The organism is Mesorhizobium sp. MC2-1-1, assembly GCF_057597255.1.
On record NZ_CP195205.1, the window covers coordinates 4,076,538 to 4,098,398 of the forward strand.

General features: G+C 63.9%; 21 protein-coding genes and 1 pseudogene. 4 read left to right on the forward strand and 18 right to left on the reverse strand.

What is annotated here, in order from left to right:
* Positions 1 to 361 precede the first annotated feature (361 nt).
* Positions 362 to 1,714: a phosphoglucosamine mutase gene (gene glmM, locus ACR64R_RS20155; RefSeq protein ID WP_487358037.1), complete on the reverse strand. Its 1,353-nt coding sequence runs from the start codon at positions 1,712 to 1,714 to the stop codon at positions 362 to 364.
* Positions 1,715 to 2,080: 366 nt separating this feature from the next.
* Here glmM and ACR64R_RS20160 point away from each other — a divergent pair, with 366 nt between their 5' ends.
* Together ACR64R_RS20160 and ACR64R_RS20165 are read left to right on the forward strand one after the other, a co-directional pair.
* The gene (locus ACR64R_RS20160; protein ID WP_487358038.1) at positions 2,081 to 2,944 is read left to right on the forward strand and encodes a hypothetical protein; all 864 of its coding nucleotides are present in this window, start codon (positions 2,081 to 2,083) and stop codon (positions 2,942 to 2,944) included.
* Between the two features lie 233 nt (positions 2,945 to 3,177).
* The gene (locus ACR64R_RS20165) at positions 3,178 to 3,636 is read left to right on the forward strand and encodes a hypothetical protein (protein WP_487358039.1); all 459 of its coding nucleotides are present in this window, start codon (positions 3,178 to 3,180) and stop codon (positions 3,634 to 3,636) included.
* 196 nt (positions 3,637 to 3,832) lie between these two features.
* Here ACR64R_RS20165 and ftsH read toward each other — a convergent pair whose 3' ends face one another.
* The 9 genes and pseudogenes from ftsH to ybgC form a co-directional block, all read right to left on the reverse strand.
* Positions 3,833 to 5,767 (reverse strand): ATP-dependent zinc metalloprotease FtsH, encoded by a 1,935-nt coding sequence (ftsH, locus tag ACR64R_RS20170; RefSeq protein ID WP_487358040.1) that lies wholly within the window; start codon positions 5,765 to 5,767, stop codon positions 3,833 to 3,835.
* A gap of 103 nt (positions 5,768 to 5,870) precedes the next feature.
* A complete protein-coding gene (tilS, locus tag ACR64R_RS20175; protein ID WP_487358041.1) occupies positions 5,871 to 7,250 on the reverse strand; it encodes a tRNA lysidine(34) synthetase TilS in 1,380 nt (459 codons plus the stop codon).
* Positions 7,244 to 8,416, reverse strand: coding sequence for a tol-pal system protein YbgF (gene ybgF / locus ACR64R_RS20180; RefSeq protein WP_487358042.1), 1,173 nt, complete (start codon positions 8,414 to 8,416; stop codon positions 7,244 to 7,246). The genes tilS and ybgF overlap by 7 nt, the downstream gene beginning before the upstream one ends.
* 211 nt (positions 8,417 to 8,627) lie before the next feature.
* A complete protein-coding gene (gene pal / locus ACR64R_RS20185; protein WP_042645746.1) occupies positions 8,628 to 9,134 on the reverse strand; it encodes a peptidoglycan-associated lipoprotein Pal in 507 nt (168 codons plus the stop codon).
* A 240-nt stretch (positions 9,135 to 9,374) separates the two neighbouring features.
* Positions 9,375 to 10,689 (reverse strand): annotated as a pseudogene (gene tolB, locus ACR64R_RS20190) (Tol-Pal system beta propeller repeat protein TolB).
* A 39-nt stretch (positions 10,690 to 10,728) separates the two neighbouring features.
* Positions 10,729 to 11,883 (reverse strand): cell envelope integrity protein TolA, encoded by a 1,155-nt coding sequence (gene tolA, locus ACR64R_RS20195; protein WP_487358043.1) that lies wholly within the window; start codon positions 11,881 to 11,883, stop codon positions 10,729 to 10,731.
* 7 nt (positions 11,884 to 11,890) lie between these two features.
* The gene (gene tolR / locus ACR64R_RS20200) at positions 11,891 to 12,352 is read right to left on the reverse strand and encodes a protein TolR (protein ID WP_487358044.1); all 462 of its coding nucleotides are present in this window, start codon (positions 12,350 to 12,352) and stop codon (positions 11,891 to 11,893) included.
* Between the two features lie 9 nt (positions 12,353 to 12,361).
* Positions 12,362 to 13,072, reverse strand: coding sequence for a protein TolQ (gene tolQ / locus ACR64R_RS20205; RefSeq protein ID WP_487358045.1), 711 nt, complete (start codon positions 13,070 to 13,072; stop codon positions 12,362 to 12,364).
* A 393-nt stretch (positions 13,073 to 13,465) separates the two neighbouring features.
* Complete coding sequence (ybgC, locus tag ACR64R_RS20210) at positions 13,466 to 13,936, reverse strand: tol-pal system-associated acyl-CoA thioesterase (RefSeq protein WP_487358046.1); 471 nt, start codon at positions 13,934 to 13,936, stop codon at positions 13,466 to 13,468.
* A gap of 51 nt (positions 13,937 to 13,987) precedes the next feature.
* Between ybgC and ACR64R_RS20215 the strand changes: the two genes are divergently transcribed.
* Positions 13,988 to 15,238, forward strand: a complete 1,251-nt coding sequence (locus ACR64R_RS20215) for a glycoside hydrolase family 5 protein (RefSeq protein WP_487358047.1) — start codon at positions 13,988 to 13,990, stop codon at positions 15,236 to 15,238.
* Positions 15,239 to 15,283: 45 nt separating this feature from the next.
* On the opposite strand, the gene ACR64R_RS20220 is transcribed toward ACR64R_RS20215, so the two are convergent.
* From ACR64R_RS20220 to rcdA, 7 genes are all read right to left on the reverse strand, one after another.
* Positions 15,284 to 16,201 carry a metallophosphoesterase gene (locus ACR64R_RS20220; protein WP_487358048.1) on the reverse strand — a complete coding sequence of 306 codons (918 nt, stop codon included), beginning with the start codon at positions 16,199 to 16,201 and terminating at the stop codon, positions 15,284 to 15,286.
* Between the two features lie 134 nt (positions 16,202 to 16,335).
* A complete protein-coding gene (gene ruvB, locus ACR64R_RS20225) occupies positions 16,336 to 17,373 on the reverse strand; it encodes a Holliday junction branch migration DNA helicase RuvB (RefSeq protein ID WP_487358049.1) in 1,038 nt (345 codons plus the stop codon).
* Between the two features lie 43 nt (positions 17,374 to 17,416).
* Complete coding sequence (ruvA, locus tag ACR64R_RS20230) at positions 17,417 to 18,037, reverse strand: Holliday junction branch migration protein RuvA (RefSeq protein WP_487358050.1); 621 nt, start codon at positions 18,035 to 18,037, stop codon at positions 17,417 to 17,419.
* A 10-nt stretch (positions 18,038 to 18,047) separates the two neighbouring features.
* Positions 18,048 to 18,467, reverse strand: a complete 420-nt coding sequence (locus ACR64R_RS20235) for a type II toxin-antitoxin system VapC family toxin (protein WP_487358051.1) — start codon at positions 18,465 to 18,467, stop codon at positions 18,048 to 18,050.
* Positions 18,445 to 18,714 (reverse strand): AbrB/MazE/SpoVT family DNA-binding domain-containing protein, encoded by a 270-nt coding sequence (locus ACR64R_RS20240; RefSeq protein ID WP_487358052.1) that lies wholly within the window; start codon positions 18,712 to 18,714, stop codon positions 18,445 to 18,447. Before ACR64R_RS20240 ends, ACR64R_RS20235 begins: the two co-directional genes overlap by 23 nt.
* A 56-nt stretch (positions 18,715 to 18,770) precedes the next feature.
* Positions 18,771 to 19,283, reverse strand: a complete 513-nt coding sequence (gene ruvC, locus ACR64R_RS20245) for a crossover junction endodeoxyribonuclease RuvC (protein ID WP_487358053.1) — start codon at positions 19,281 to 19,283, stop codon at positions 18,771 to 18,773.
* 77 nt (positions 19,284 to 19,360) lie between these two features.
* Positions 19,361 to 19,891, reverse strand: coding sequence for a protease adaptor protein RcdA (rcdA, locus tag ACR64R_RS20250; RefSeq protein ID WP_487358054.1), 531 nt, complete (start codon positions 19,889 to 19,891; stop codon positions 19,361 to 19,363).
* Between the two features lie 557 nt (positions 19,892 to 20,448).
* Between rcdA and ACR64R_RS20255 the strand changes: the two genes are divergently transcribed.
* Positions 20,449 to 21,000 carry a DUF2269 family protein gene (locus tag ACR64R_RS20255; protein ID WP_487358055.1) on the forward strand — a complete coding sequence of 184 codons (552 nt, stop codon included), beginning with the start codon at positions 20,449 to 20,451 and terminating at the stop codon, positions 20,998 to 21,000.
* Positions 21,001 to 21,046: 46 nt separating this feature from the next.
* Here ACR64R_RS20255 and ACR64R_RS20260 read toward each other — a convergent pair whose 3' ends face one another.
* On the reverse strand, positions 21,047 to 21,817 hold the full coding sequence (locus ACR64R_RS20260) for a sulfite exporter TauE/SafE family protein (RefSeq protein ID WP_487362504.1): 771 nt from the start codon (positions 21,815 to 21,817) through the stop codon (positions 21,047 to 21,049).
* Positions 21,818 to 21,861 lie beyond the last annotated feature (44 nt).

A 21,861-nucleotide genomic window follows, 5' to 3' on the forward strand; every position in this document is an offset into this window, starting at 1 on the left:
GCAAAGGTTAAGAGCCGTTTAACCGTACCGATTAACCACGAATCCATACAATTTTAGAGGGAAAGTCGTTGTCCGGAGGGCCTGCTTGGCAACGAAAATGCCGCCTTGCGGCGGGCTTGGCGTCCGGCTCGCCGAACCAGGTGAGTTGAGATCCAGGTCAGGCCGAGCCGGAGTCGAAGACGGGCGCGAAGCGACCACACTGGGTGGCTTCCGACAATCGGCCAACGCTTCACAGCCGGTGACATTTATGAAGGCTTCGGGCCGGCGAAGGCCGAAGCGGAACGGACATTCGGTCCGTGAGCACCGGAAGCGCAGAGAGCCGCCATTTGCAGGCGGGCATCACCTGAATATCAACTCACCCCTAGGCGGCGCTGCGGGTTTCCTGCAGGATGCCCACGATGTCGTTGACCACCGTCTCGACCAGTTGCGGATCATCGCCCTCGGCCATGACGCGGATGAGCGGCTCGGTGCCGGACGGCCGGATGACGAGGCGGCCGGACTTGCCAAGGCGGTTTCGTCCTTCCTCGATGGCGGCCTTGACCGGCGCCTCCTCCAGCGGCTTGCCGCCAGAAATGCGGACGTTCTTGAGAAGTTGCGGCACGGGTTCGAACTTCTTCGACAATTCGCTGACCGGCCGGTTCTGGCGCTTGATGCAGGCCAGCACCTGCAGCGCCGAGACCAGGCCGTCGCCGGTGGTCGAGAAATCAGACAGCACGATGTGGCCGGACTGCTCGCCGCCTACATTCAAGCCATGCGCGCGCATATGCTCAACGACATAGCGATCGCCCACCTTGGTGCGGTGCAGCTGCAGCTTCATGTCGCCGAGGAAGCGCTCCAGGCCGAGATTGGACATCACGGTGGAAACGACGCCGCCGCCGGCCAGCCGTCCGCTCTGGTGCCAGGATTCGGCGATCAGTCCCATGATCTGGTCGCCGTCGACGATCGCTCCGTTCTCGTCCACGATGACAACGCGGTCGGCATCGCCGTCGAGCGCTATGCCGATGTCGGCGCGCACCTCATGCACCTTCTTCTGCAGGCCGGCCGGATGGGTCGAGCCGCATTCCTTGTTGATGTTGAAGCCGTTCGGCTCGACATTGATCGCCACCACCTCGGCCCCGAGTTCCCACAGCGCCTCGGGCGCCACCTTGTAGGAGGCGCCATTCGCGCAATCTACGACGATCCTCAGGCCTGAGAGCGACATCGAGCGCGGCAGCGTGCGTTTGGCGAACTCGATATAGCGGTCATGCACGCCGTCGACGCGCTTGGCGCGGCCAAGCCCGTCCGAATCGGCGAGCGCCAGTTCGATGTTCTTGTCGAGCATGCCTTCGATGCGCTCCTCGATCTCGTCGGAGAGCTTGTAGCCGTCGGGCCCGAACAGCTTGATGCCGTTGTCGTAATAAGGATTGTGCGAGGCCGAGATCATCACGCCGATGTCGGCGCGCAGCGAGCGTACCAGCATGGCGACCGCGGGTGTCGGTATAGGGCCGAGCAGGAAGACGTCCATGCCGGCGGCGCACAGGCCAGCCACCATGGCGTTCTCGATCATGTAGCCGGAAAGCCGCGTGTCCTTGCCGAGCACGACGCGGTGGCGATGATTGCCGCGGTGGAAGGAAAGCCCGGCGGCCATCCCGACGCGCATGGCGATCTCGGCCGTCATCGGAAATGTGTTGGCGCGTCCGCGGATACCGTCCGTACCGAAATACTGACCTGCCATGTTCCTACAGTCCCCGTCGGTTTTCAGCGGTCCGTATTGCCACAATTGGGCCGCATCCGATCATCAAATTTCGTGATTATATATTACCAATCCTTAGAAAATCATTGTCGTGGACGGCGCAAGTGATTCGAGAGTCTATACCATCATTGACCTCGGTGCCGACACGCCCGCGCGTGCTGGGCATTTCGACGCCCTGTCAGCGGGCAAAGCTTGGCTCCGGGCGAGCGCGCAAGCAATTCATCACCGTATCGGGAGAAACACACTTTGTGAGAGCGCCCATGCCGGAAGCATCTGGCGCAACCGGACATTGAGCGTTATTGATCTGGCATAGGGACACTTATTGGCGGCATCAAGGGAGAAAACGCCATGCTCATTCATAGACTTGCAGCTTTGACGGGCATCGCCGTCGCAACATTGTTCCTGGCGGCGCCTGCCAACGCGCTGACCATGGCCGAGTGCAGCACCAAGTATAATGCGGCCAAGGATGCGGGAACGCTTGCTGGCCAGACATGGAACCAGTTCCGCAAGGCGCAGTGCGGTAGCGATGCGTCCGCGGCGACCGACACCAAGGCGGCGACCGATACGAAGGCGGCCAATACGAAGGCCGCCGAGACGAAGCCCGCCAAGAAAGCGAAGGCCGAGGCCGCAGCTGCCGATACCGCCAAGGGTCTGAGCTCGAAGGAATGCAGCGCCAAGTACCAGGCCGCCAAGTCCGCCGGCACGCTGAACGGCATGAAGTGGAACGACTTCCGCAAGGCCGAGTGCGGCCCTGGCGCGACCGCCGCGGCTGCCACCGCGCCCGCGGCCGTAGCCAAGCCCGCCAAGACCTCGACCGCGGCCGCCGATGGCGGCAAGGGCCTGACCATGGCTGAGTGCAGCACCAAGTACCAGGCCGCGAAGACCGCCAACAAGCTCAACGGCATGAAGTGGAATGACTTCCGCAAGGCCGAATGCGGCGCCGCCGCTGCGGAGGACGAAACCGTGCCGGCTCCGACGGAAGCCACCTACACCAGCGAGCCGGCGAAGCCGTCCGTCGCCGCGCCGAAGGGCGTGACATTCCCGACGGCGATTTCGCCGAAATTCGCTACCGAGACCCCGGCCAAAGGCCGCATGCACACCTGCCTCGAGCAGTATTATGCCAACAAGGACGCCAACACGCTGAACGGCCTGAAGTGGATCCAGAAGGGCGGCGGCTTCTACAGCCTCTGCAACGCCAAGCTGAAGAGCTGATCGTCTAATTTTCGAAGAGAAAAGGCCCGAGCATCGCAAGATGCGCGGGCCTTTTTGTTGCAGGCGAAGAGCCCGCAGCCTTCCTTGTATCTGCATATCGGGGGACTGTCGGCATCGTCGATTCGCCGACACCTCCGCCGCCGGGCTTGTCGGTTTGCAAATTCTAGTTGAACATATCAGGAACAAACAGTATACAAAAAGACCATAAGCTTACTATCACTCAGGAGGGTCTTATGTTCAGTTTGAAATTGACGGCATTGGCTGTAACGGCATTGGTCGCTTGGAACGTCGCACCTGCAAGAGCACTGACGCTGAAGGAATGCGGCGAGACCTATCGGGCAGCCAAGCAAGGCGGCAATCTGAACGGCATGGACTGGGCCGCTTTCCGCAAGGAGAAATGCGCGACGTCCGACGCAAAGAGTGTCGGCGCCGATACGGTCGAAATCGCGGAGCAGCAGAAAAAGGAAACCAGCGCGGCGGTCGCCTCCACTGTAGCGCCGGCGGGCGTGACATTCCCGACCACCCTCGCCGCAGAGTTTAAGACCGAAAAGCCCGCGAAGGCACGGATGAAGACCTGCCTGCAGAGTTACCACGACAACAAGGAGGCGGGTACGTTGAACGGCCTTCGCTGGGTTCAGAAGGGCGGCGGTTACTACAGCCTCTGCAATGCGCGTCTGAAAGTTGAATCATAAAAATCGAATAGGTCGGACAAAGCGGTTCACCGTTTTTCCCGAGGCGTTGGACCCTGTCCTCGGGATGTCCCAGAATCTGCCGGTCGGGCGATATCTGGGCCCCGGGACGAGAGAAGCATTGCCTTCTCTCCAATTCCCAAACAAAAACGCCGCGGACCAAGCCGCGGCGTTTTTCGATCAGTCTTTCTCGCGCTCCTCAGCCCTGCGGCTGCGGCTCCATGCCGCCTTCGGGCTCCGAGCCCTTCTTGCGGCGCCCGCCCGTGCCGGCCTTCGGCACGGCAGAGCCGCGGCTGGGCGGGGTGTCGTCGCCGAGGTCGCGGGCGGGTTTGTTGCCCGCGATCAGCTGCTTGATCTCGTCGCCGGACAGCGTCTCGTATTCGAGCAGCCCTTCGGCAAGAGCGATCCATTCCTTCTTCTTCTTGGTCAGGATGGCCTTGGCTGTCGAATAGGCATCGTCGATCAGGCGGCGCACTTCGGCGTCGATGATCTGCGCCGTCTCCTCCGAAATGTTCTGTGTGCGCGCCACCGAATGGCCGAGAAATACCTCTTCCTGGTTGTCGCCATAGGCGACATGGCCGAGCTTGTCGGAGAAGCCCCAGCGCGTGACCATGGCGCGCGCTAGCTTGGTCGCCTGCTCGATATCGGAGGAGGCGCCCGAGGTGATGTTCTCCTTGCCGAACTTGAACTCCTCGGCGACGCGGCCGCCCATCATGATCGCAAGCCGCGAGATCATGTATTTGTAGCTCATCGAATAACGGTCGCCTTCGGGCAGCTGCATGACCATGCCCAGCGCTCGGCCGCGCGGGATGATGGTCGCCTTGTGCAGCGGATCGGCCGACGGCACGTTGAGCGCCAGTATCGCGTGCCCGGCCTCGTGATAGGCGGTCAGTTCCTTCTCGGCCTGCGTCATCGCCGACGAGCGGCGTTCGGCGCCCATCATGATCTTGTCCTTGGCGTCCTCGAACTCGGCCATGGTGACGAGCCGCTTGTTGCGGCGCGCCGCCATCAGCGCGGATTCGTTGACGAGGTTCATCAGATCGGCGCCGGAGAAGCCAGGCGTGCCGCGCGCCACCACCTTGAGGTCGACATTGGGCGCCAGCGGCACGTTGCGCACATGCACCTTGAGGATCTTCTCGCGGCCGACGATGTCGGGGTTCGGCACCACCACTTGGCGGTCGAACCGGCCGGGCCTCAGCAGCGCCGGGTCGAGCACATCGGGCCGGTTGGTGGCGGCGATCAGGATGATCGACTCGTTGGACTCGAAGCCGTCCATCTCGACCAGCAACTGGTTAAGGGTCTGCTCCCGCTCGTCATTGCCGCCGCCCAAGCCCGCGCCGCGATGGCGGCCGACAGCGTCGATCTCGTCGATGAAGATGATGCAGGGCGCGTTCTTCTTGGCCTGGTCGAACATGTCGCGTACGCGGCTCGCGCCGACGCCGACGAACATTTCGACAAAGTCCGAGCCGGAGATGGTGAAGAACGGCACGTTGGCCTCGCCGGCCACCGAGCGGGCGAGCAGCGTCTTGCCGGTGCCGGGCGGGCCTACCAGCAGCACGCCGCGCGGAATCTTGCCGCCGAGGCGCTGGAACTTCTGCGGGTCGCGCAGAAACTCGACGATCTCCTCGAGATCCTCCTTGGCCTCGTCGACGCCGGCGACATCCTGGAAAGTGACGCGGCCATGCGCCTCCGTCAGAAGCTTGGCCTTCGACTTGCCGAAGCCCATGGCGCGGCCGGAGCCGGACTGCATCTGGCGCATGAAGAATATCCACACGCCGAGGATCAGGATCATCGGCAGCCACGAGATCAGGTAGCCGAACAGCGAGTTGGAGCCATCGGTCTCGGGCTTGGCGGTGATGGTGACGTTCTTGTCCTGGAGCCTGGAAACCAGCGACGGGTCGCCTGGCGAGTAGGTCTGGAAGCCGTTCGAGTTGTCCGTATAGTTTCCGAAGATACGGGCGCCGGCGATGGTCACGCTCTTGACCCGGCCGGAGGCAACGTCCTGCAGGAACTGCGAATAGGCGATATCCGTCGTGGCCCCTCGCGTCTGCGGCGTCTGGAAGAGATTGAACAGGGCTATGAGCAGGACCGCTATGATCGCCCAGAGCGCGAGGTTGCGATAATTCGGATTCATCTATTGTCCCGTTTGCGTCCGCGCGCGGACCTGCAATGATGGAGAAGCTCGGCCTAACATAGGGAGAGCGCCACCCCTTGCCAAGCAGAACAGCACGTATCGGTTAAGCTTTCGCCCACGCCAGGCCGCCATCACGCATGTGGAACGGTGGCGCCGGCGGCGGCGGCGCGCCGACCAGCGCCGCAACGGCGATGGCGGCTTCGAGGTCGAAGGACGGCAGGAAGCGCGCGAAAGGGGTTACCGCCGCAGCGATCGAGACCGGTTGCGGGCCTGCCACACCGCCAGCGAAATCAAGGCATTTGCCGCCCGACCACAGCGCGGGCTCCGCGGCAAGCGCGGCGCGCGAGAGGCTTTGCGGGATATCCTCGCCCAGGGGCGCCTGCCTGGCGGCGGCCGCCCCCAACTGCGCGATCACCAAGTCGCCAGGCCCGTCTTGCAAAGTGATGCGTCGACGATTGTCCCAAAGCCGATTGTCCGCCGGCGGGGCCGGGGCGGGCAGGTTGCGGTTTTCGCGGCGAAGGAAAATGCCGGCACGGCGGGCGTCGACCACCGTCCGCGACAATGTGGCGCAAAGCGGCCCGGACCGCAGGCGGGAAAACAGCGTCGCGCAACGCGCTTCATCGGCGAGAAACGACACGCCGCCGACGGTCGCCAGCAGGATGCGCAGCGCATAGATGGCGGCCTTGCTGTCCTCATCATGGGCGGCAAAATCGCGGTTGAGGCGGATGAGGCCCGGCCCCGGTCTGCTGGCGAAGGCGCCGATCAGCGCGGCGGCGCGGTGGCCGAGGTCCTCGCGCTCGTTGGCCGCGCGGCCCGCCATTGCAAGCGCTTCCGCGACGCGCTGTTCGCCTTCACCCCGCGCGAGCGCCGCTCGCACGCGCGGCCGCTCGAAGCGGGCGTCGACATTGGTCGGGTCCTCGATCCAGCCGATGTCGCGGCGGCGCAGCACCTCGCGCAGCGACGCGCGCCTAGTGCCAAGCAGCGGCCGGACGATCCATGTGCGCCAGTCGTGCAGCATTGCGGGCGCCATGCCGGCAAGGCCGCGGCCTTCCTCGTCGCGCGCCTGCCGCATCAGCACCGTCTCCGCCTGATCGTCGGCGGTGTGGCCGGTCAGGATGAGCTTGATGCCTTCGGCGCCGGCCGCCGCGGCAAGCAGCCTGTAGCGCGCCTCGCGCGCGGCGGCGGGCAACCCGCTCGCGGGCTTGTCGCCGCTCCAGGCGAAAATACGGTGCTCAATGCCGCGCTCCGCGCAGAAGCGGGCGACGAGCCGCGCCTCGGCGGCGGAGTCTGGCCGCAAGCCATGGTCGATGGTCACCGCGAGCAGCCTGGCGGCCGGCGCGGTCCGGTCGAGGTGATCTTTGAGGAGAAGGAGAAGGGCGGTCGAATCGCTGCCGCCGGACACGGCTGCAACGGCGCCGGTCGAAAAATCTAGGTCACGGAAAAGGTGGTCTGAAAGTTCGGGGCTGGTATCGCGCGTCAGCACGCCGCCAGTGCCTTTTCCTGCTTGATGCGTTCCTTGAGCGTAACGGAGACATCGGGATAGCGCTTGCCGATTTCGTTGAAAGTGGCGCAGGCGACGTCGTTCTGCTTCAGGCCGACCAGCGAAACGCCGAGCTTGAGCAGCATGTCGGGCGCCTTTTTGGCCTTCGGATAATCCTTGCTGGCGGCCAGGAAGACCTCGGCCGCGTCGCGGTACTTCTGTTGGCCGAGCAGCGACTCGCCCAGCCAGTAATGCGCGTCGGCCGCCTTCGCATCCTTGGGGAAGCGGGAGATGTGGTCGCGGAAGCCCTGTTCGGCGGTCGGATAATCGCCCGAAAGGATGAACTGGTAGGAATTGCGATAGAGCTCGTCGGGATTGTCGGTCGACGGCAGGGCCGCGACCACGGTGCCGCCGGATTTGCTCTTCCTGGCCGGCGTTTCGGCCGAAGGCGCGCTGGCGGTGGCCGCGGGAGCCTGCGCCGGCGCGCTGGCCTGCGAACCCGTCTCGGCATTGACGACATTGCCGTTCTTGTCGACGGTGATGGTGCCGAAATTCTTCGGTGGCGCGCCGGTGATCAGCTTGCCGGGATCGCCGGTCTGCGATTCCACGATGACATCGCCCACGCTCTTGCCGCCGCTATCTTGCCCGCTGGCGTCGGACGGCGCCGGCGTCGCCGGGGCCTGCGCGACGCTGTTGTCGGTTCCGGCATCGCCTGTGCCGGAATCCCCGGTACCGGCATCACCGAGATTGGTGTTGCCACTGTTGCTGTTTCCGTCCCGGGGGGCGGCTTCCGATTTCTTCTGCCCGGCCGGCTTGGCGCCGCCTTGCGAGCCACCCTCTAGCTGCTGGAACCGGAACTCGTTGTCTTCCTGCTGCTTTCGGATCTGCTCCTGCATCTGCAGGATCTGGAAATTCATCTCCTCGATCTTGCCGTTCAACTGCCGAAGCTGGTCCTGCAGACCGATTATGCCAGCGCCGCCGCTATCCTGCTGCGCGACCTGCGCCTGTTCCTGCTTCTTGTTGTCGCCGAAAATGCCCAGCGTCGGCAGGTGGAAGGTGAACCCGCTGTCGGAGGCCCGCCCGGCGCTGTCGGCCGAGGCGGCAAGGCTCGGGAGGCTTGATACGAGCAGCAACGCAAGCGTGCCGCTCAGGACCGTTCTGAAATGCATTCTGTCTCTCGCGGTGGGTGTTGGCCTGATGCGCCTTTCCAAATCGAACAACGGGAGGAAGCGCCCTCGCGCTCATAGCAGGACGCGAGACTTCGGCCAAATTTTGTTTCAAGCCGTTGCAAATGAAAAAGGCGGCCCTGAGGCCGCCTTTCATTTTGGCATGTTGTATTTTTGCCGCCTGGGACGTCGGGCGCCCCCTGGCGAAACTTGATCAGGAGCCGGCGCCGGAAAGCGTTGTGACGGCGCGGCGGTTCTGCGACCAGCAGGAAATGTCGTCGCAAACCGCGACCGGGCGCTCCTTGCCGTAGGAGATCGTCTTGAGGCGGCTGGCGGAGACGCCCTTGGAAACCAGGAAGTCGCGCGTGGCGGCGGCGCGGCGTGCGCCCAGCGCCAGATTGTACTCACGCGTGCCGCGCTCGTCGGCGTGGCCCTCGATGACGATCGCATACTGGCGGTACTGGTTGAGCCACTGCGCCTGGCGTGCCAGCGTGGTCTGCGCATCGGCGCGAATCGACGAGGAGTCGGTGTCGAAGAAGATGCGGTCGCCGATGTTGACGGTAAAGTCCTGCGCTGAACCCGGCGTCGCGGCGCCGGCGCCGTTGAGGCCGAGATCGGCTGCGCTGTTCGGGGTCTTCTTCGAGGCGCAGCCCGTAATGGCAAGAGCTGCCACCAGAGCGATCATCGCCGGGTTGCGGGTAAGTGCTGCGATACGGCCCATGCCGCCTCTCCTTCGCAATTGAGTGATTTCGTTGATCACCCAGTAACCACGTTTGGGTTAACCGCCATTCAAGAAACAGGGTTAATTTTCGGTTTCGAGCCGCCGTCCCCGTCCTCGGCCGGTTTTCCGGGACTCACATTGCGTGCGGACCGTAGGCGGAAATGCGGCCAAAACGCGACCGGCCTGTGAAAAAGAGGCCGAAAAGGCCTCTTTCTCGGTGGGCTTTGGACAGATGCGACCCTATTCCAGCAACGGCGACCAAGCCGGATCGGACGCATAGTTCCCCGTCGGGATCGGTTGTTCATTGCGGCCGGTGAGATCGACCGAGACGAGCTTCGGCCCGCCGCCCGCCTCGCGGAAGAACATCAGAACGCGGCCGTTGGGCGCCCAGGTCGGGCCTTCCTGCTGGAAGCCCGAGGACAGGATGCGCTCGCCCGACCCGTCGGTCTTCATGACGCCGATCTGGAACTCGCCGCCGCTCTGCTTGGTGAAGGCGATGAGATCGCCGCGCGGCGACCAGACCGGCGTCGAATAAACGCCGTCGCCGAAGGAGATGCGGTGCGGATTGGAGCCGTCCGCGCCCATGACATAGATTTGCGAGCGGCCGCTGCCGCCGCCCCGGTCGGAGGTGAAGACGATCTGCGAGCCGTCCGGCGAATAGGACGGCGAGGTGTCGATGGCGGTCGAATCTGTCAGCCGCGTTGTCGAGCGGCTTCTCGAGATCCATCGCGAAGATGTTGGAATTGCCGTCGTCGCGCAGCAGGCTCATGATCACCTTCTGGCCATCGGGCGAAAAGCGCGGCGCGAAAGTCATGCCCGGGAAGTTGCCGACAAGCTCGCGCTGGCCGGTCTCGATCTGCAGGAGATAGACCTTCGGCTGTCCGCTTTCATAGGACATGTAGGTGATTTCCTGCCGGTTCGGCGAAAAACGCGGCGTCAGCACGATGGCGCGGCCGTCCGACAGGTAGCGCACATTGGCGCCGTCCTGGTCCATGATGGCGAGCCGCTTCTTGCGCGCGTTCTTCGGGCCGGATTCGTCGACGAAGACGACGCGCGTGTCGAAGTATCCCTTTTCGCCGGTGATCTTCTCATAGATCGCGTCGGCGATGATGTGCGCGACGCGGCGCTGATTGGCGTCGTTGGCGAAGAACTGCTCGCCGGCCAGTTGCTGATTGCCGAAAATGTCCCACAGCCGGTACTGGGCGCGGATGCGGCCGTCCGCCTCCTTGCTCACGCTGCCGGTCACCAGCGCCTGGGCGTTGATGACCTTCCAGTCTTCATAGCGGGGCGCGGCGTCGGGATTCGTGATCTTTTCGACAAAGGCGGCCTTGTCGATCGGCGCGAACAGCCCTGACCGTTTCAGATCCGCTGTCACGATCTCCGATATCTGCGGGCCAAGCCCCCCCTGGAAGTCAGGGATGGCGATCGGCATCGGCTCGACATTGCCCTTGTTGACGTTCAGCTCGAGAGTTGCCCAGGCAGGCAAGGTGGCGACAGAACTTATGCCTAGCGCCATCGCGGCGACCATCAGGAGCGGCTTGAGGATGGATTTCATGTCTTCTCGCTTCTGTTGCTGATTTCTTGGGTGCTCAGGCTACAGGCCAAGCATCGCTCTTGGATCGAAGTTGACACGAATGTCAGACCAGATGTCTTGCTTTCCGGCGGGAACTTGCAGACCTGCGACATCGCATTTCTGCACGGCGCGAACCGCGCTGGCGTCGAACTGGGGGTTGCCGCTGGACTTCTCGACGGTCGGGCGGCCCTCCAGCTTGCCGGAGGCATTCAGGTTGAAACGAATGACCACGGTGAAGTTCTCGGAGCCTTCGAGGCCGACCGGAAGGGTCCAGCAACTGCCGAGCTGATCCTCCAACGCCCCTTGCTCCGACTTGGAGAGCTTCTGGCCCTGATCCTTTTCGCCGCCGAGCGAGGCCTGCTGGGTCGAGCGCTTGGCGCCGCCGCCGGACGGCTTCTGCTTGTCGAGCAGGGCCGTAATCTCATCCGCATTGAACTGCTTCTCGTCCGACTTTTGCTTCGAGGAAGCTTCCTTCACCGGCTTTTGCGCATCCTTGCGATCCGGCGCCTTGGCGCTCTCAGCCTGGGCCGGCTGCGGCTTTGGCCGCGCTTCCGGCGCTGGGGCGGAGTCCGGCAACTTGGCTTCCTCCGTCGGTTGCTGCTGATCGATCGCCTCGGCGACGGCGTCCGGCTTTACCTCTTCCTTCGGGATGGCGGCGGTCGTGTCCTTCGGCGGTGTCGGCGCCGGTTGCTTGGCCGGCGTGGGCTTGGGCTCCGTCTGCTTGACCGGCTCGGGCTTGACCTCTTCCTTCGGCGTCGGCGTCGGCGCGACTTCCGTCGCGGGCGTCGGCTTCGGCTTCTCCTGCGGCTTCGGCACGTCCTCGACCGCCGGCTTCTCCGTCGGCGTCGGCGCGGGCGGTGGCGCCGCCGTCTTCTCCACCGGCTTAGGCTTGGCTTCGTCCGTCACCGGCTTGTCGGTGTCGACCGTGTTCTCGCCGACCTTCTTTGCATCGGGAACGACATCAGGACGCTTCGTCGGGACAGGCGCCGGCTTGTCATGCATGACCGCTTTCTTGTCGCCCTGCAGTGTCTGGGCGATGGCTTCCATCGGCACGATATCGACCGCCACCGACTCCACGTCGGCGGCCGGCATGGGGGGCGGCGACGACAGCGTGAACAGCCCGAAGGCCAGCGCCACCGCATGCAAGATCACCGAAGAGGTGAGACCCGTCCGCATCTGGCGTCTATTGATCCTGTTCCTGCAGCGAAACCAGGCCGATATTCTTGTAACCGGCCGCTGAAATGCGAGCCATGACCTTCATTGCCGTGCCATAGTCGGTCGACTTGTCGCCACGGATGAAGATGCGCTCGTCATAGCCGGTCTTCGAGATCGCCTGCAGCTTTGCCACCAGCTCGTCGATCGGGATCTCGGTTTCCTGAAGGAAAATCTTGCCCGTGGCGTCGATCGAAACAGTGATCGGCTGCGTGTCGACATTCATTGCCTTCGCTTGGGTGTCGGGCAGGTCGATCGGCACACCGACCGTCAGAAGCGGCGCCGCGACCATGAAGATGATCAACAGCACCAGCATCACGTCGACCATGGGCGTGACGTTGATTTCCGACATCAGGGCATGGTGACGGCCACGGCGCCTGTGACCGCGTCCGCCTCGCCCCGTGCCACCTGCGCCAGCAGCAGACATCCCCATGATCGTTCCTCAGGCCTTCTGTGCTACTTTTTCATCGATTTGGCGCGAGAGTATGGCGGAGAACTCGTCCGAGAACCCTTCCATGCGCACGCCGAGCTTGTTCGCGTCCGATGACAGCTTGTTGTAGGCGATGACCGCCGGGATGGCCGCGAGCAGGCCGATCGCGGTCGCCAGCAGCGCCTCGGCGATGCCGGGCGCAACCACCGAAAGGCTGGTGTTCTTCGACGCAGCGATCGCCTGGAATGATGTCATGATGCCGATGACGGTGCCGAAAAGGCCGATGAAAGGCGCCGCCGAGCCGGTGGTGGCGAGGAAGCCTAGGCGTCCCTCCAGCCTTTCCATCTCGCGTGTCAGCGCAAGGTCCATCGCTTTGTCGATGCGCGTCTGCAGAGCCAGCGGCGACTTCGCGCCCTTTTCGAAGCTCTTCTTCCATTCGCGCATGGCGGCGACGAAGATCGCGCCCATGCCGGTGGTCTTGCGGTCGGCCAGCGTGCGGTAGAGATCTTCCAGCGACTGCCCCGACCAGAACACCTGCTCGAAGCGATTGAGCGCCAGTCGCATCCGGCTATAGGCGACGAGCTTGTCGATGATGATCGCCCAGGTCCAGACCGAGGCGCAAAGCAAGCCGATCATGACCAGCTTGACCACCCAGCCGGCCTGCATGAACAGGGACCAGATCGATAAATGCGCTGCCGGATCGGCGAGTGCGATATTTTCCATGCCTTAAGTCCTTAAGATTTTCCGGGCATCGCTGGCGGCTGGCCCATGGGCATACCTTTGGTCCGATCGCGCGAAGCGTGAAGCTTGCGGGATAAGCCCCGAATGCACCGTTTCGCGGCCTTTTCGAGGCAAATATTGGTGAAAGGAAGGCGCACGGATTGCGCCAATCTTCGCCAATTCCTTCATGAACCGTTATGGTTAAGGATGGGTTAGGATGTCAGGCGCGGCGCATTGCCGCGCATGAGGGTCAAGGCGCGACGCAGGGCACGCTGAGATCTAGGTCAGGCCGAGCCGAGAACGGTGGCTTGCGAGAACCGGAGCGGAGCGTACTTTCCGTACGTGAGCACCGGAAGCGCAGGAAGCCGCCTATCGCAGGCCGGCCTCACCTGAATATCAGCTTGACCGAGGCATGAAAGCCGCGATCCACTCCTTCGGAAAGCGCTTCGGCCGGCCGCTTTCGCCGACGATCGCCGCTTCGACCTTGGCCTCGACCAGCAGATCGCCGCCGCGCTTCAATTGCTGGCCCATGACGATGCGGGCGCCGGAAATGTCGTCGGTGCGGGTGTCGATGGTCAGGATATCGTCCATGCGCGCCGGCGAGCGGAAGTCGATCTCCATGCGCCGCACCACCCAGACGATGCGCTCGCCATGTTTGCCGTCCAGGAGTTCGGTGTGGTGGACGCCGGTCAGCCGCAGATAGTCGGAGCGGCCGCGCTCGAGGAACTCGAGATAGCGGGCATGGTAGACGACGCCGGAGAAATCGGTGTCGGCATAATAGACGCGGGCCATCAGCCGGTGGCCGAATTCCGTCAGCGCGCCGGAAAGCCCGGCGCTTAGCGCCGCCGATTCACCATGATCGTCCATCGCGCTTTCCTTTTCTGGCCTGAACGGGCAGGTGTCCGCGCGGGGAACGGGATGGCACTGTTGGGCACGATGATCAAGACCCTGCTGGCCGCGCTGCTGGCGCTTGGCGCGCTTGCGCTGCCGGCCGAAGCGGCGACGTTTTCCATGAAACGCGGCCTCAACCTCGACCAGTGGGTAACCTGGCCGGCCGAGGACAGATGGGGCGACCGCCAGGCGATCCTGCCCTATCCGGAATGGCGCAAATTCCTCAAGGAGGACGACCTCAAGGCGCTCAAGGATGCCGGCCTCGACTTCCTGCGCATGCCGGTCGATCCCGCGCCCTTCCTTTCGGACCGCACCACGGCTCTTCGCGAAGACCTCTATGCCAGCGTGCTGGACTCGGCTCGCATGATCAATCGCGCCGGACTGAAGGTGATTGTCGACCTGCATCTCATTCCGGCCGGGGTCAACCGCAAGATCGGCATGGCGCAGGTGATGGACGATCCGGCCGTCTTCGGCGACTATACCGAGCTGGTGCGAAAGATGGCGCGGACATTGGCCAGCGAGGATCCGCAGCTTGTCGCGCTGGAATTGATGAACGAGCCGCTGGTCGATTGCGACGCCAACGGCACCAGTCGTTGGCCCGACCTGCAGAATCGCTTGTTCTCCGCCGCGCGCGCCTCCGCCACCAGGCTGACACTGGTCCTGACCGGTGGCTGTTATTCGAACGCTCAGTCGCTTGCCAAAGTCGATCCCAAGGCGATCGCGGATGGCAACATCATCTGGGCCTTCCACGCCTATGATCCGTTCCTCTTGACGCATCAGGGCGCGACCTGGGCCGGCGACTTCATCCGATATGTCACCGGCCTGCCCTATCCGCTGACAGCCGTTCCGAAGGCGCAACTGAACGTGACGCTGGACACGATCCGCGACCGCATCAGGGCAGAGGCTCCCTGGGCCCGGCGGAGCGGCCTGCTTGCCTATCTCGACGAACAGGTGGCGACGATGGACAGTCCCGAAAAGCTGCTCGCCGTCATGGACGCGCCGTTCAAGACGGTCGACGCCTGGGCGAAGGCCAACGGCGTCAAGCCACGTGATATCACGCTCGGCGAATTCGGCATGATCCGCAAGGAATATGGCAACGGCTTCGTCATGCCGGCCGGATACCGCGCCGCCTATGTGCGCGACATGATCGCCCGCGCCGAGGCGCGCGGCTTTTCCTGGTCGGTCTGGAGCTATGGCGGCGCCTTCGGCGTCGTCGACGCCTTCGACGGCGAGAAGGCCGAGCCGGACGTGATGGATATGATCAGGTCGCTGCGGTGAGCAACCGTTTGCCGCTTCAATGGGACATTGCTGATTCGAGCGCCATCACGCGCTGTCGGCGGAACCCAGATCTATCTGCAAGATCTCCGGCCGCACCCCGAAACGGATCGGGGCGATGCTGAAGCCCAGCCCTCCCGAGACGATCAGGTTACGGTCGTTTTCCACGACGTGGCCATAGGCATAGCGGTTGCCGTAGGCCGAAGGCACGACCGGCGAATAGCCGAACAGCCGCACCTGTCCGCCATGCGTGTGCCCGGACAAGGTGAGCGAAACCCGCCGCGGCACTTTCGGAAAAATGTCGGGCTCATGCGCAAGCAAAATGACGGGAGCGGTGTCGCCGACCTTGGCCAGCGTGCCGGGAAGATCGTCGAGGCCGGTAAGTCCCTTGCGGCCCTTGGCCTTGTCCGGCAGCAGCGCAATCTGGTCGGCCAGGCCGGCGATCCAGAAGCCCTGGCCGTCCTTTTCAAGTCGTACGACGTCGTTCTCCAGCACCGGAATGCCGACAGCCTCCAGCGCCTTGCGTGAGATGGTCGGCCCTGCTCCGGCTGCCTGCGCCGAGCGATCCTCCCACCAGTCGTGATTGCCGAGGATCGACCACACGCCGAGCGGAGCCTTCAGTCCGGAGAGCGCCGGCGCCCATTCCGAGGCTTTCACCCAGCCGGTCACAATCCGGGTTCCGGCGGGATAGTCGCCAAGCATCACGATCACGTCCGGCTGCAGTGCATTGGCCTCCTCGGCAAGCGCCGCGATCCGTTCCGGCGTCATCCAGGGGCGGCATGCATGGATGTCGGCAAGCGCCACGACGCGCAATTTCAGCCCGGCCGGCCAGTGCGGCGGCGTCAGCGCGTAGCGCTTCACATGGGTCAGCAGCATCGGCTCGATACCGACCGCATAGGCGCCGAGTGACACCATGACGAAGGCCGAGCCGCCGACAAGGCGCAGGAAACCGCGTCTGGTGATCATGGATCGGCCCAAGCCCTTGGCGTATGCGTCAGATGAGCTGCCTTAAAGGCGGCAATTGCGCCCTGAGCTTGGCCGAGGCGCGCAGATTCCGCGCAGGCGGGCCGCTGCGCGGCCGGACGGCGAACAAATTTGCGTTACTCTTCCTGGAACAGGCTGATCTGCTGCTGGGCGATATCCTTCGGCGGGTCGAGCCCGAGATGGCGCCAGGCATTGGCGGTCAGCACGCGGCCGCGCGGCGTGCGCTGGATGAAGCCCTGCTGGATGAGATAGGGCTCGATGATGTCCTCGATCGCGTCGCGCGGCTCCGAAAGCCCCGCCGCGATCGTCTCGATGCCGACGGGGCCGCCGCCGAAATTGCGCGCGATCATCGACAAATAGCGTCGGTCGAGCGCGTCGAGGCCGAGCGCGTCGACCTCGAGCCTCGTAAGCGCTTCGTCTGCGATCTTCCTGTCGACATGCTCGGCGCCCGCGACGCTGGCGAAGTCGCGCACCCGGCGCAATAGCCGACCTGCGATGCGCGGCGTGCCGCGCGCGCGGCGCGCGATCTCGAGAGCGCCGTCGTCGCCGAGCGGCATCGACAGGATGCGCGCGCCTCGGCGCACGATCAACTCCAGTTCCTCGACCGTGTAGAAATTGAGCCGTACCGGAATGCCGAAGCGGTCGCGCAGCGGATTGGTCAGCAGCCCAAGCCTCGTCGTCGCCGCGACCAGCGTGAAGCGGGCAAGGTCGATCTTGACCGAACGCGCTGCCGGCCCCTCGCCGATGATCAGGTCGAGCTGGAAATCCTCCATCGCCGGATAGAGGATTTCCTCCACCGCCGGGTTGAGCCGGTGGATCTCGTCGATGAAGAGCACGTCGCGCTCTTCGAGATTGGTGAGCAGCGCCGCGAGATCCCCGGCCTTGGCGATCACCGGGCCGGAGGTGGAGCGGAAATTGACGCCGAGCTCCCGCGCCATGATCTGCGCCAGCGTCGTCTTGCCGAGCCCGGGCGGCCCGACGAACAGCACGTGGTCGAGCGCCTCGCCCCGCCCCTTGGCGGCATCTACGAAGACCTTGAGATTGGCGCGCACCGCCGCCTGGCCGACGAATTCGTCCAGCGACTGCGGCCGCAGCGTCTGGTCAGCATCCTCGCCGCGCTTGTCGGGGGCAATGAGGCGGGGCGAAAGGCTCATGCCGCCTTCCTTGCATAGGACCGACGACGGAACAAGCGCCGCCTCACCGCGCCAGTTCCTTCAGGCCGAAGCGGATCAGCTTCGACGCATCCGCGCCCTCGCCGGCTGATTTCAGCGCGGCCGCGACCGCGTTCGCCGCGATGTCGCGCGAATAGCCGAGATTGACGAGCGCCGAGACCGCATCCGTGATCGGCGCCGGCGCAACGCCCTCGCCAAGCTCCTGCTTCAGCCCGATCGTCCCGGTCGACGCGCCCGCATAGGCGGGCGCCTTGTTCTTCAACTCGGTGACGATGCGCTCGGCCACCTTCTTGCCGACGCCGGGGGCTCGGCTGACCATCGCGATGTCGCGCAGCGCGATCGCATTGGCGAGATCGGCCGGCGCCAGCGTCGACAGGATAGCCAGCGCCACCTTGGCGCCGACGCCCTGCACATTGTTCATCAAGAGACGAAACCACTCGCGCTCCAGCGCCGACTGGAAGCCGTAGAGCCGGATCATGTCTTCGCGCACATAGGTCTCGATGAACAGCACCACCGCCTCGCCGGGCGAGGGCAGCGCGGCAAGCGTGCGCGCCGAGCAATGGGCGACATAGCCGACGCCATGCACATCGATGAGACAGGAGTCTTCGTCGATCTCGTCCAGCGTGCCTTTCAGCTTGCCGATCATGGCCTGGCCTTCATGGATGTGTTTCCGGAGAGACGATTTCGAGGTCTGGGAAATAGCTGCGATAGCGAGGAGCGTCGCGCGTCAAGAGGCGGTGACCGGCGACGGCCGCATGAGCGCCAATGAAAAAATCCGGCAAGGTCCGCTCTCGAACACCGCCGGCCCGCCGATAACGAGAATGTGCCACCCCAGCCAAGAACGCGGCTTCCCAGGGCAAAAACTCGCGATCCATTTCAAGCCTCTCGGCTGCTTTCCTCAGCATTGCTTCGGAAGCGACCAGAGGAGCAAGCTCGGACCAGACGATGCTGTTGATGACCAGCGCGCCATCGCGTCGGCAGGAGATAATCGCGGACGCAGACCATTCCGTCAGCGGCCCAGCCGGACCCCAGACATCAATGAGCACGTTTGTGTCAATTAACGTCGAGATTTTCACGTGGTCCCCTCAACCACTCCATATACTCGTCCGTCGTCATGCCGCCCAAATCCAGCGTCCCTTCCATCTTGTCGAGGACCTCTTTGAATTTGCGGGCAGCTTCCTCCTCCGAAATGTTTTCGTTGACGGCGACAAGCCGGGCGCCCTCGTCCGTAGCCACGAACTGGACCTCCGAACCCGGACCTATGCCCAGGTGGTCCCTTATTTGTTTGGGAATCGTGACTTGCCCTTTGGTGGTCACACGCATGGTAATACCTCCAAGGTATTACTTACTGCGCAAACGAGAACAAGTCAAGAACAACACTAGCCTGCCAGCACCGCCATGCGGTACGCCGCGCTCGGACGGTGATGCGCATGGCAGATGGCGATGGCCAGAGCGTCGGCGGCGTCGTCGGTGTCGAAGACAGCCTTCGGCATCAGCACCTTCACCATCATGTGGATCTGCTTCTTGTCGCCGTGGCCGACGCCGATCACCGCCTTCTTGACCGCGTTGGGAGCATATTCGGCGACCACCAGGCCGGCGCGCGCCGGTACCAGCATGGCGATGCCGCGCGCCTGTCCGAGCTTGAGCGTTGCCGTCGCATCCTTGTTGACGAAAGTCTGCTCGACGGCCGCCTCGTGCGGCATGGCCTGGTGCAGGACTTCTGCCAGCCCGTCATGCAATTGGCAGAGCCGGATCGCCAGCGGCGCCTTGTCGTCCGAACGCACGGTGCCGGACGCGACGAAGCGCAACGAATTGCCGAGGCTTTCGACGATGCCCCAGCCGGTGCGCCTCAAGCCCGGATCGATACCGATGATGCGAATCGCTTCCCCCATGCGCCAAGTCTAGTCTTGGCGGCAAGCGATGCCAGCAAAATGTGAACAAAGCAGAAACAGGCCGCTAAGGCTTGGGCTCAGCCGCGCGCGAAGGCCGTATTCAGGAGACTGATCTGGTCGGAGACCGGGTTGGCCCTGCGGCCGGGTGTGTGCGTGTCGTTGATGACGCCGCCATAGATTTCCTCGTCCATGCGCCGCACCAGCGCCTGCAGCCGCAGCGAGCGCGTCACGAGGTCCAGGAAATCCCTGGGCAGCTCGTTCCAGCCGAGCGCCTCCTCATGCGCGGACGCGGTGTCGAGACGCACCTTGGATTTCTCCGAGGCCACCTGGTCGCGCGTCATCTCGCCGGAATTCGCCGCGCGCTGCAGCAGGAGCCAGGAAGCGACTTGCATCAGCCTGGTGGTGAGCCGCATCGATTCGGCCGCGTAGAGCGTTGCCGCCGTGCGTGACAATTTCTTGGCTTCGAGCCTGCCCTTGCCGTCGAGATATTCGGCAGCCTGCTCGACCAGCCCCATGCCTTCCTGGTAGAGCGGCTTGAAGGATTGGGAGAAAACCCGGCGCTCGGCCAGTTTGATGGTTTTCGCGCTGCCCTTCGAAGGCTCGTTCATCGATACGCCCCTGCACTGCCCTAAGCCGATTCGGCAATCCTTGCCGACGCGGCCCGCACCCGAAATGACTGAGGCTTGAAAATGCGCTTCGACGCCCATGAAGGCAAGCGCATGTTTAACAAACGGTTAACGCCGGCCCTTTCCGGCCATCCTCGTGGGGGACGGCGCCGGCCTGCCGCCCGCGGAAAAAAAAGAGCCGCGGATAAGGCGGCTCTCAGGAGTTTAACAGGGAGGCGTCAAACAAAGTGGCTCCAACCACTCGGTAAGAATCCAGCAAAACTGGATAGGCGTAGTAAACGCCTGTAAAGCTTAATGAACCCTTAACGTGGCGTCGATTCTTTGACCGAGCGTCCTTTTCTGTGCCGGAACAGGACAACCGGCTCCGCCGCCCGCAATCGTTGAAAGATCGAAATCGGACGCCGTTGTCGCAACCGCCGAAACATGCCGGCTGCCGGCGCGGCATCGTTCCGAAACACGCGCCCCGCAAAACGCCGCTCCTCTGAAGCGCCGCGCAATCCGCGACGCTCGAAATCGGGCAGGATATCCGGGAGCAAACCATGGATTGGTATTCGATCGTCAAATTCCTTCACGTCGTTTCGGCTATTTTGTGGGTCGGTGGCGGCTTCGTGCTGTTCCTGCTCGGCATGCTGGCCGAGCGCGCCGGCAATATCGAGGACAAGCTGCACGCAATGCGCGCCAGCGGACAGCTCGGCGGCAAGTTCTTTGCGCCGATGTCGATGCTGACGCTGGTCTTCGGTCTCATCATGTGTGGCTTCTGGGTCGGCTTCACCGAGCTGTGGATCGTCATCGGCCTCGTCGGCTACGCCACGACCTTCTCGATCGGCATGCTGATCTTCAAGCCGACCGGTGAGCGCATGGGCGCCATGATCGCCGAGCAGGGTGTGACGCCCGCTGTTCTGGCCCTCGGCCGGCCCATGATGAACTGGGCGCGCCTCGATTACGCGGTGATGCTGGTGATCATCGCCGACATGGTGCTGAAGCCGACCTTGCACGACGTCGGCATCCTTGCCGGCATGGTGATGGTGGTCGCTCTCGGCGCCGCGCTCGCCTTCGGCGGCAAGCGCCAGATGGTGCCGAGCGCGGCCTGAGCGTCGCGTTTGGTTGCAGCGAGGCGGGCGGGTGGCCGCCTCGCTTCTACATCAGACCGGCAATGCCGTCCCACAGCAGCTTGACGGCGACGACCGCGACGGTGGCGTAGGTGAACGGATAGAAGATCTCCGGCCGCATGCGTCGCACCAGCCAGGCTCCGGCGATGGTGGAGAGCGGCGCCAGCGGCATCAGCACCGCCGACGCGGTGAGGTTGGTGGTGTCGAACTGGCCGAGCGCGAAATAGGGAACGAGCTTCAGCGCATTGGTGGCGGCAAAGAAGATCGCCGCTGTTCCCGACAGCACTTTCGGATCGAGCCGGATCGGCAGCGCGTAGACCTGGAAGGGCGGGCCGCCGACATGGGCCACGAAGCTGGTGAAGCCGGCGACCAGTCCCCAGAAGGCGGCCGCGATGCGGTTCGGTTCCGCCGCATGATCGGAGCCATGGCGGAACTGCAGGTAGATCCAGCGCAGCACGAACACCAGGGCGACGGCGCCAACGATCAGCCGCACCATCTCCTCAGTGACCAGGGCCGCCGTCAGCCAGCCGAGCCCGATGCCGATCACGGCGCCCGGCATCATGTCGACCAGCATCCTGCGGTCGTAGACGCCCCACCAGGTCCACACCGAAACGACATCCATCAGGCACAGGATCGGCAGCAGGATGGCGGCCGCCTGAACCGGGGGGATCGTCAGGGCCATCAACGGCACGCCGACGAAGCCGACAGCGCCGCCGAAGCCGCCTTTTGATAGGCCGACAAGGATCACCGCCGGAATGGCGGCGGCATAGAACCACGGATCGCTGAGCAGGCCTGACATCGGAAAGGGAAGATTGAGGGAGGCGGAAATCCAGCCATAGCGCA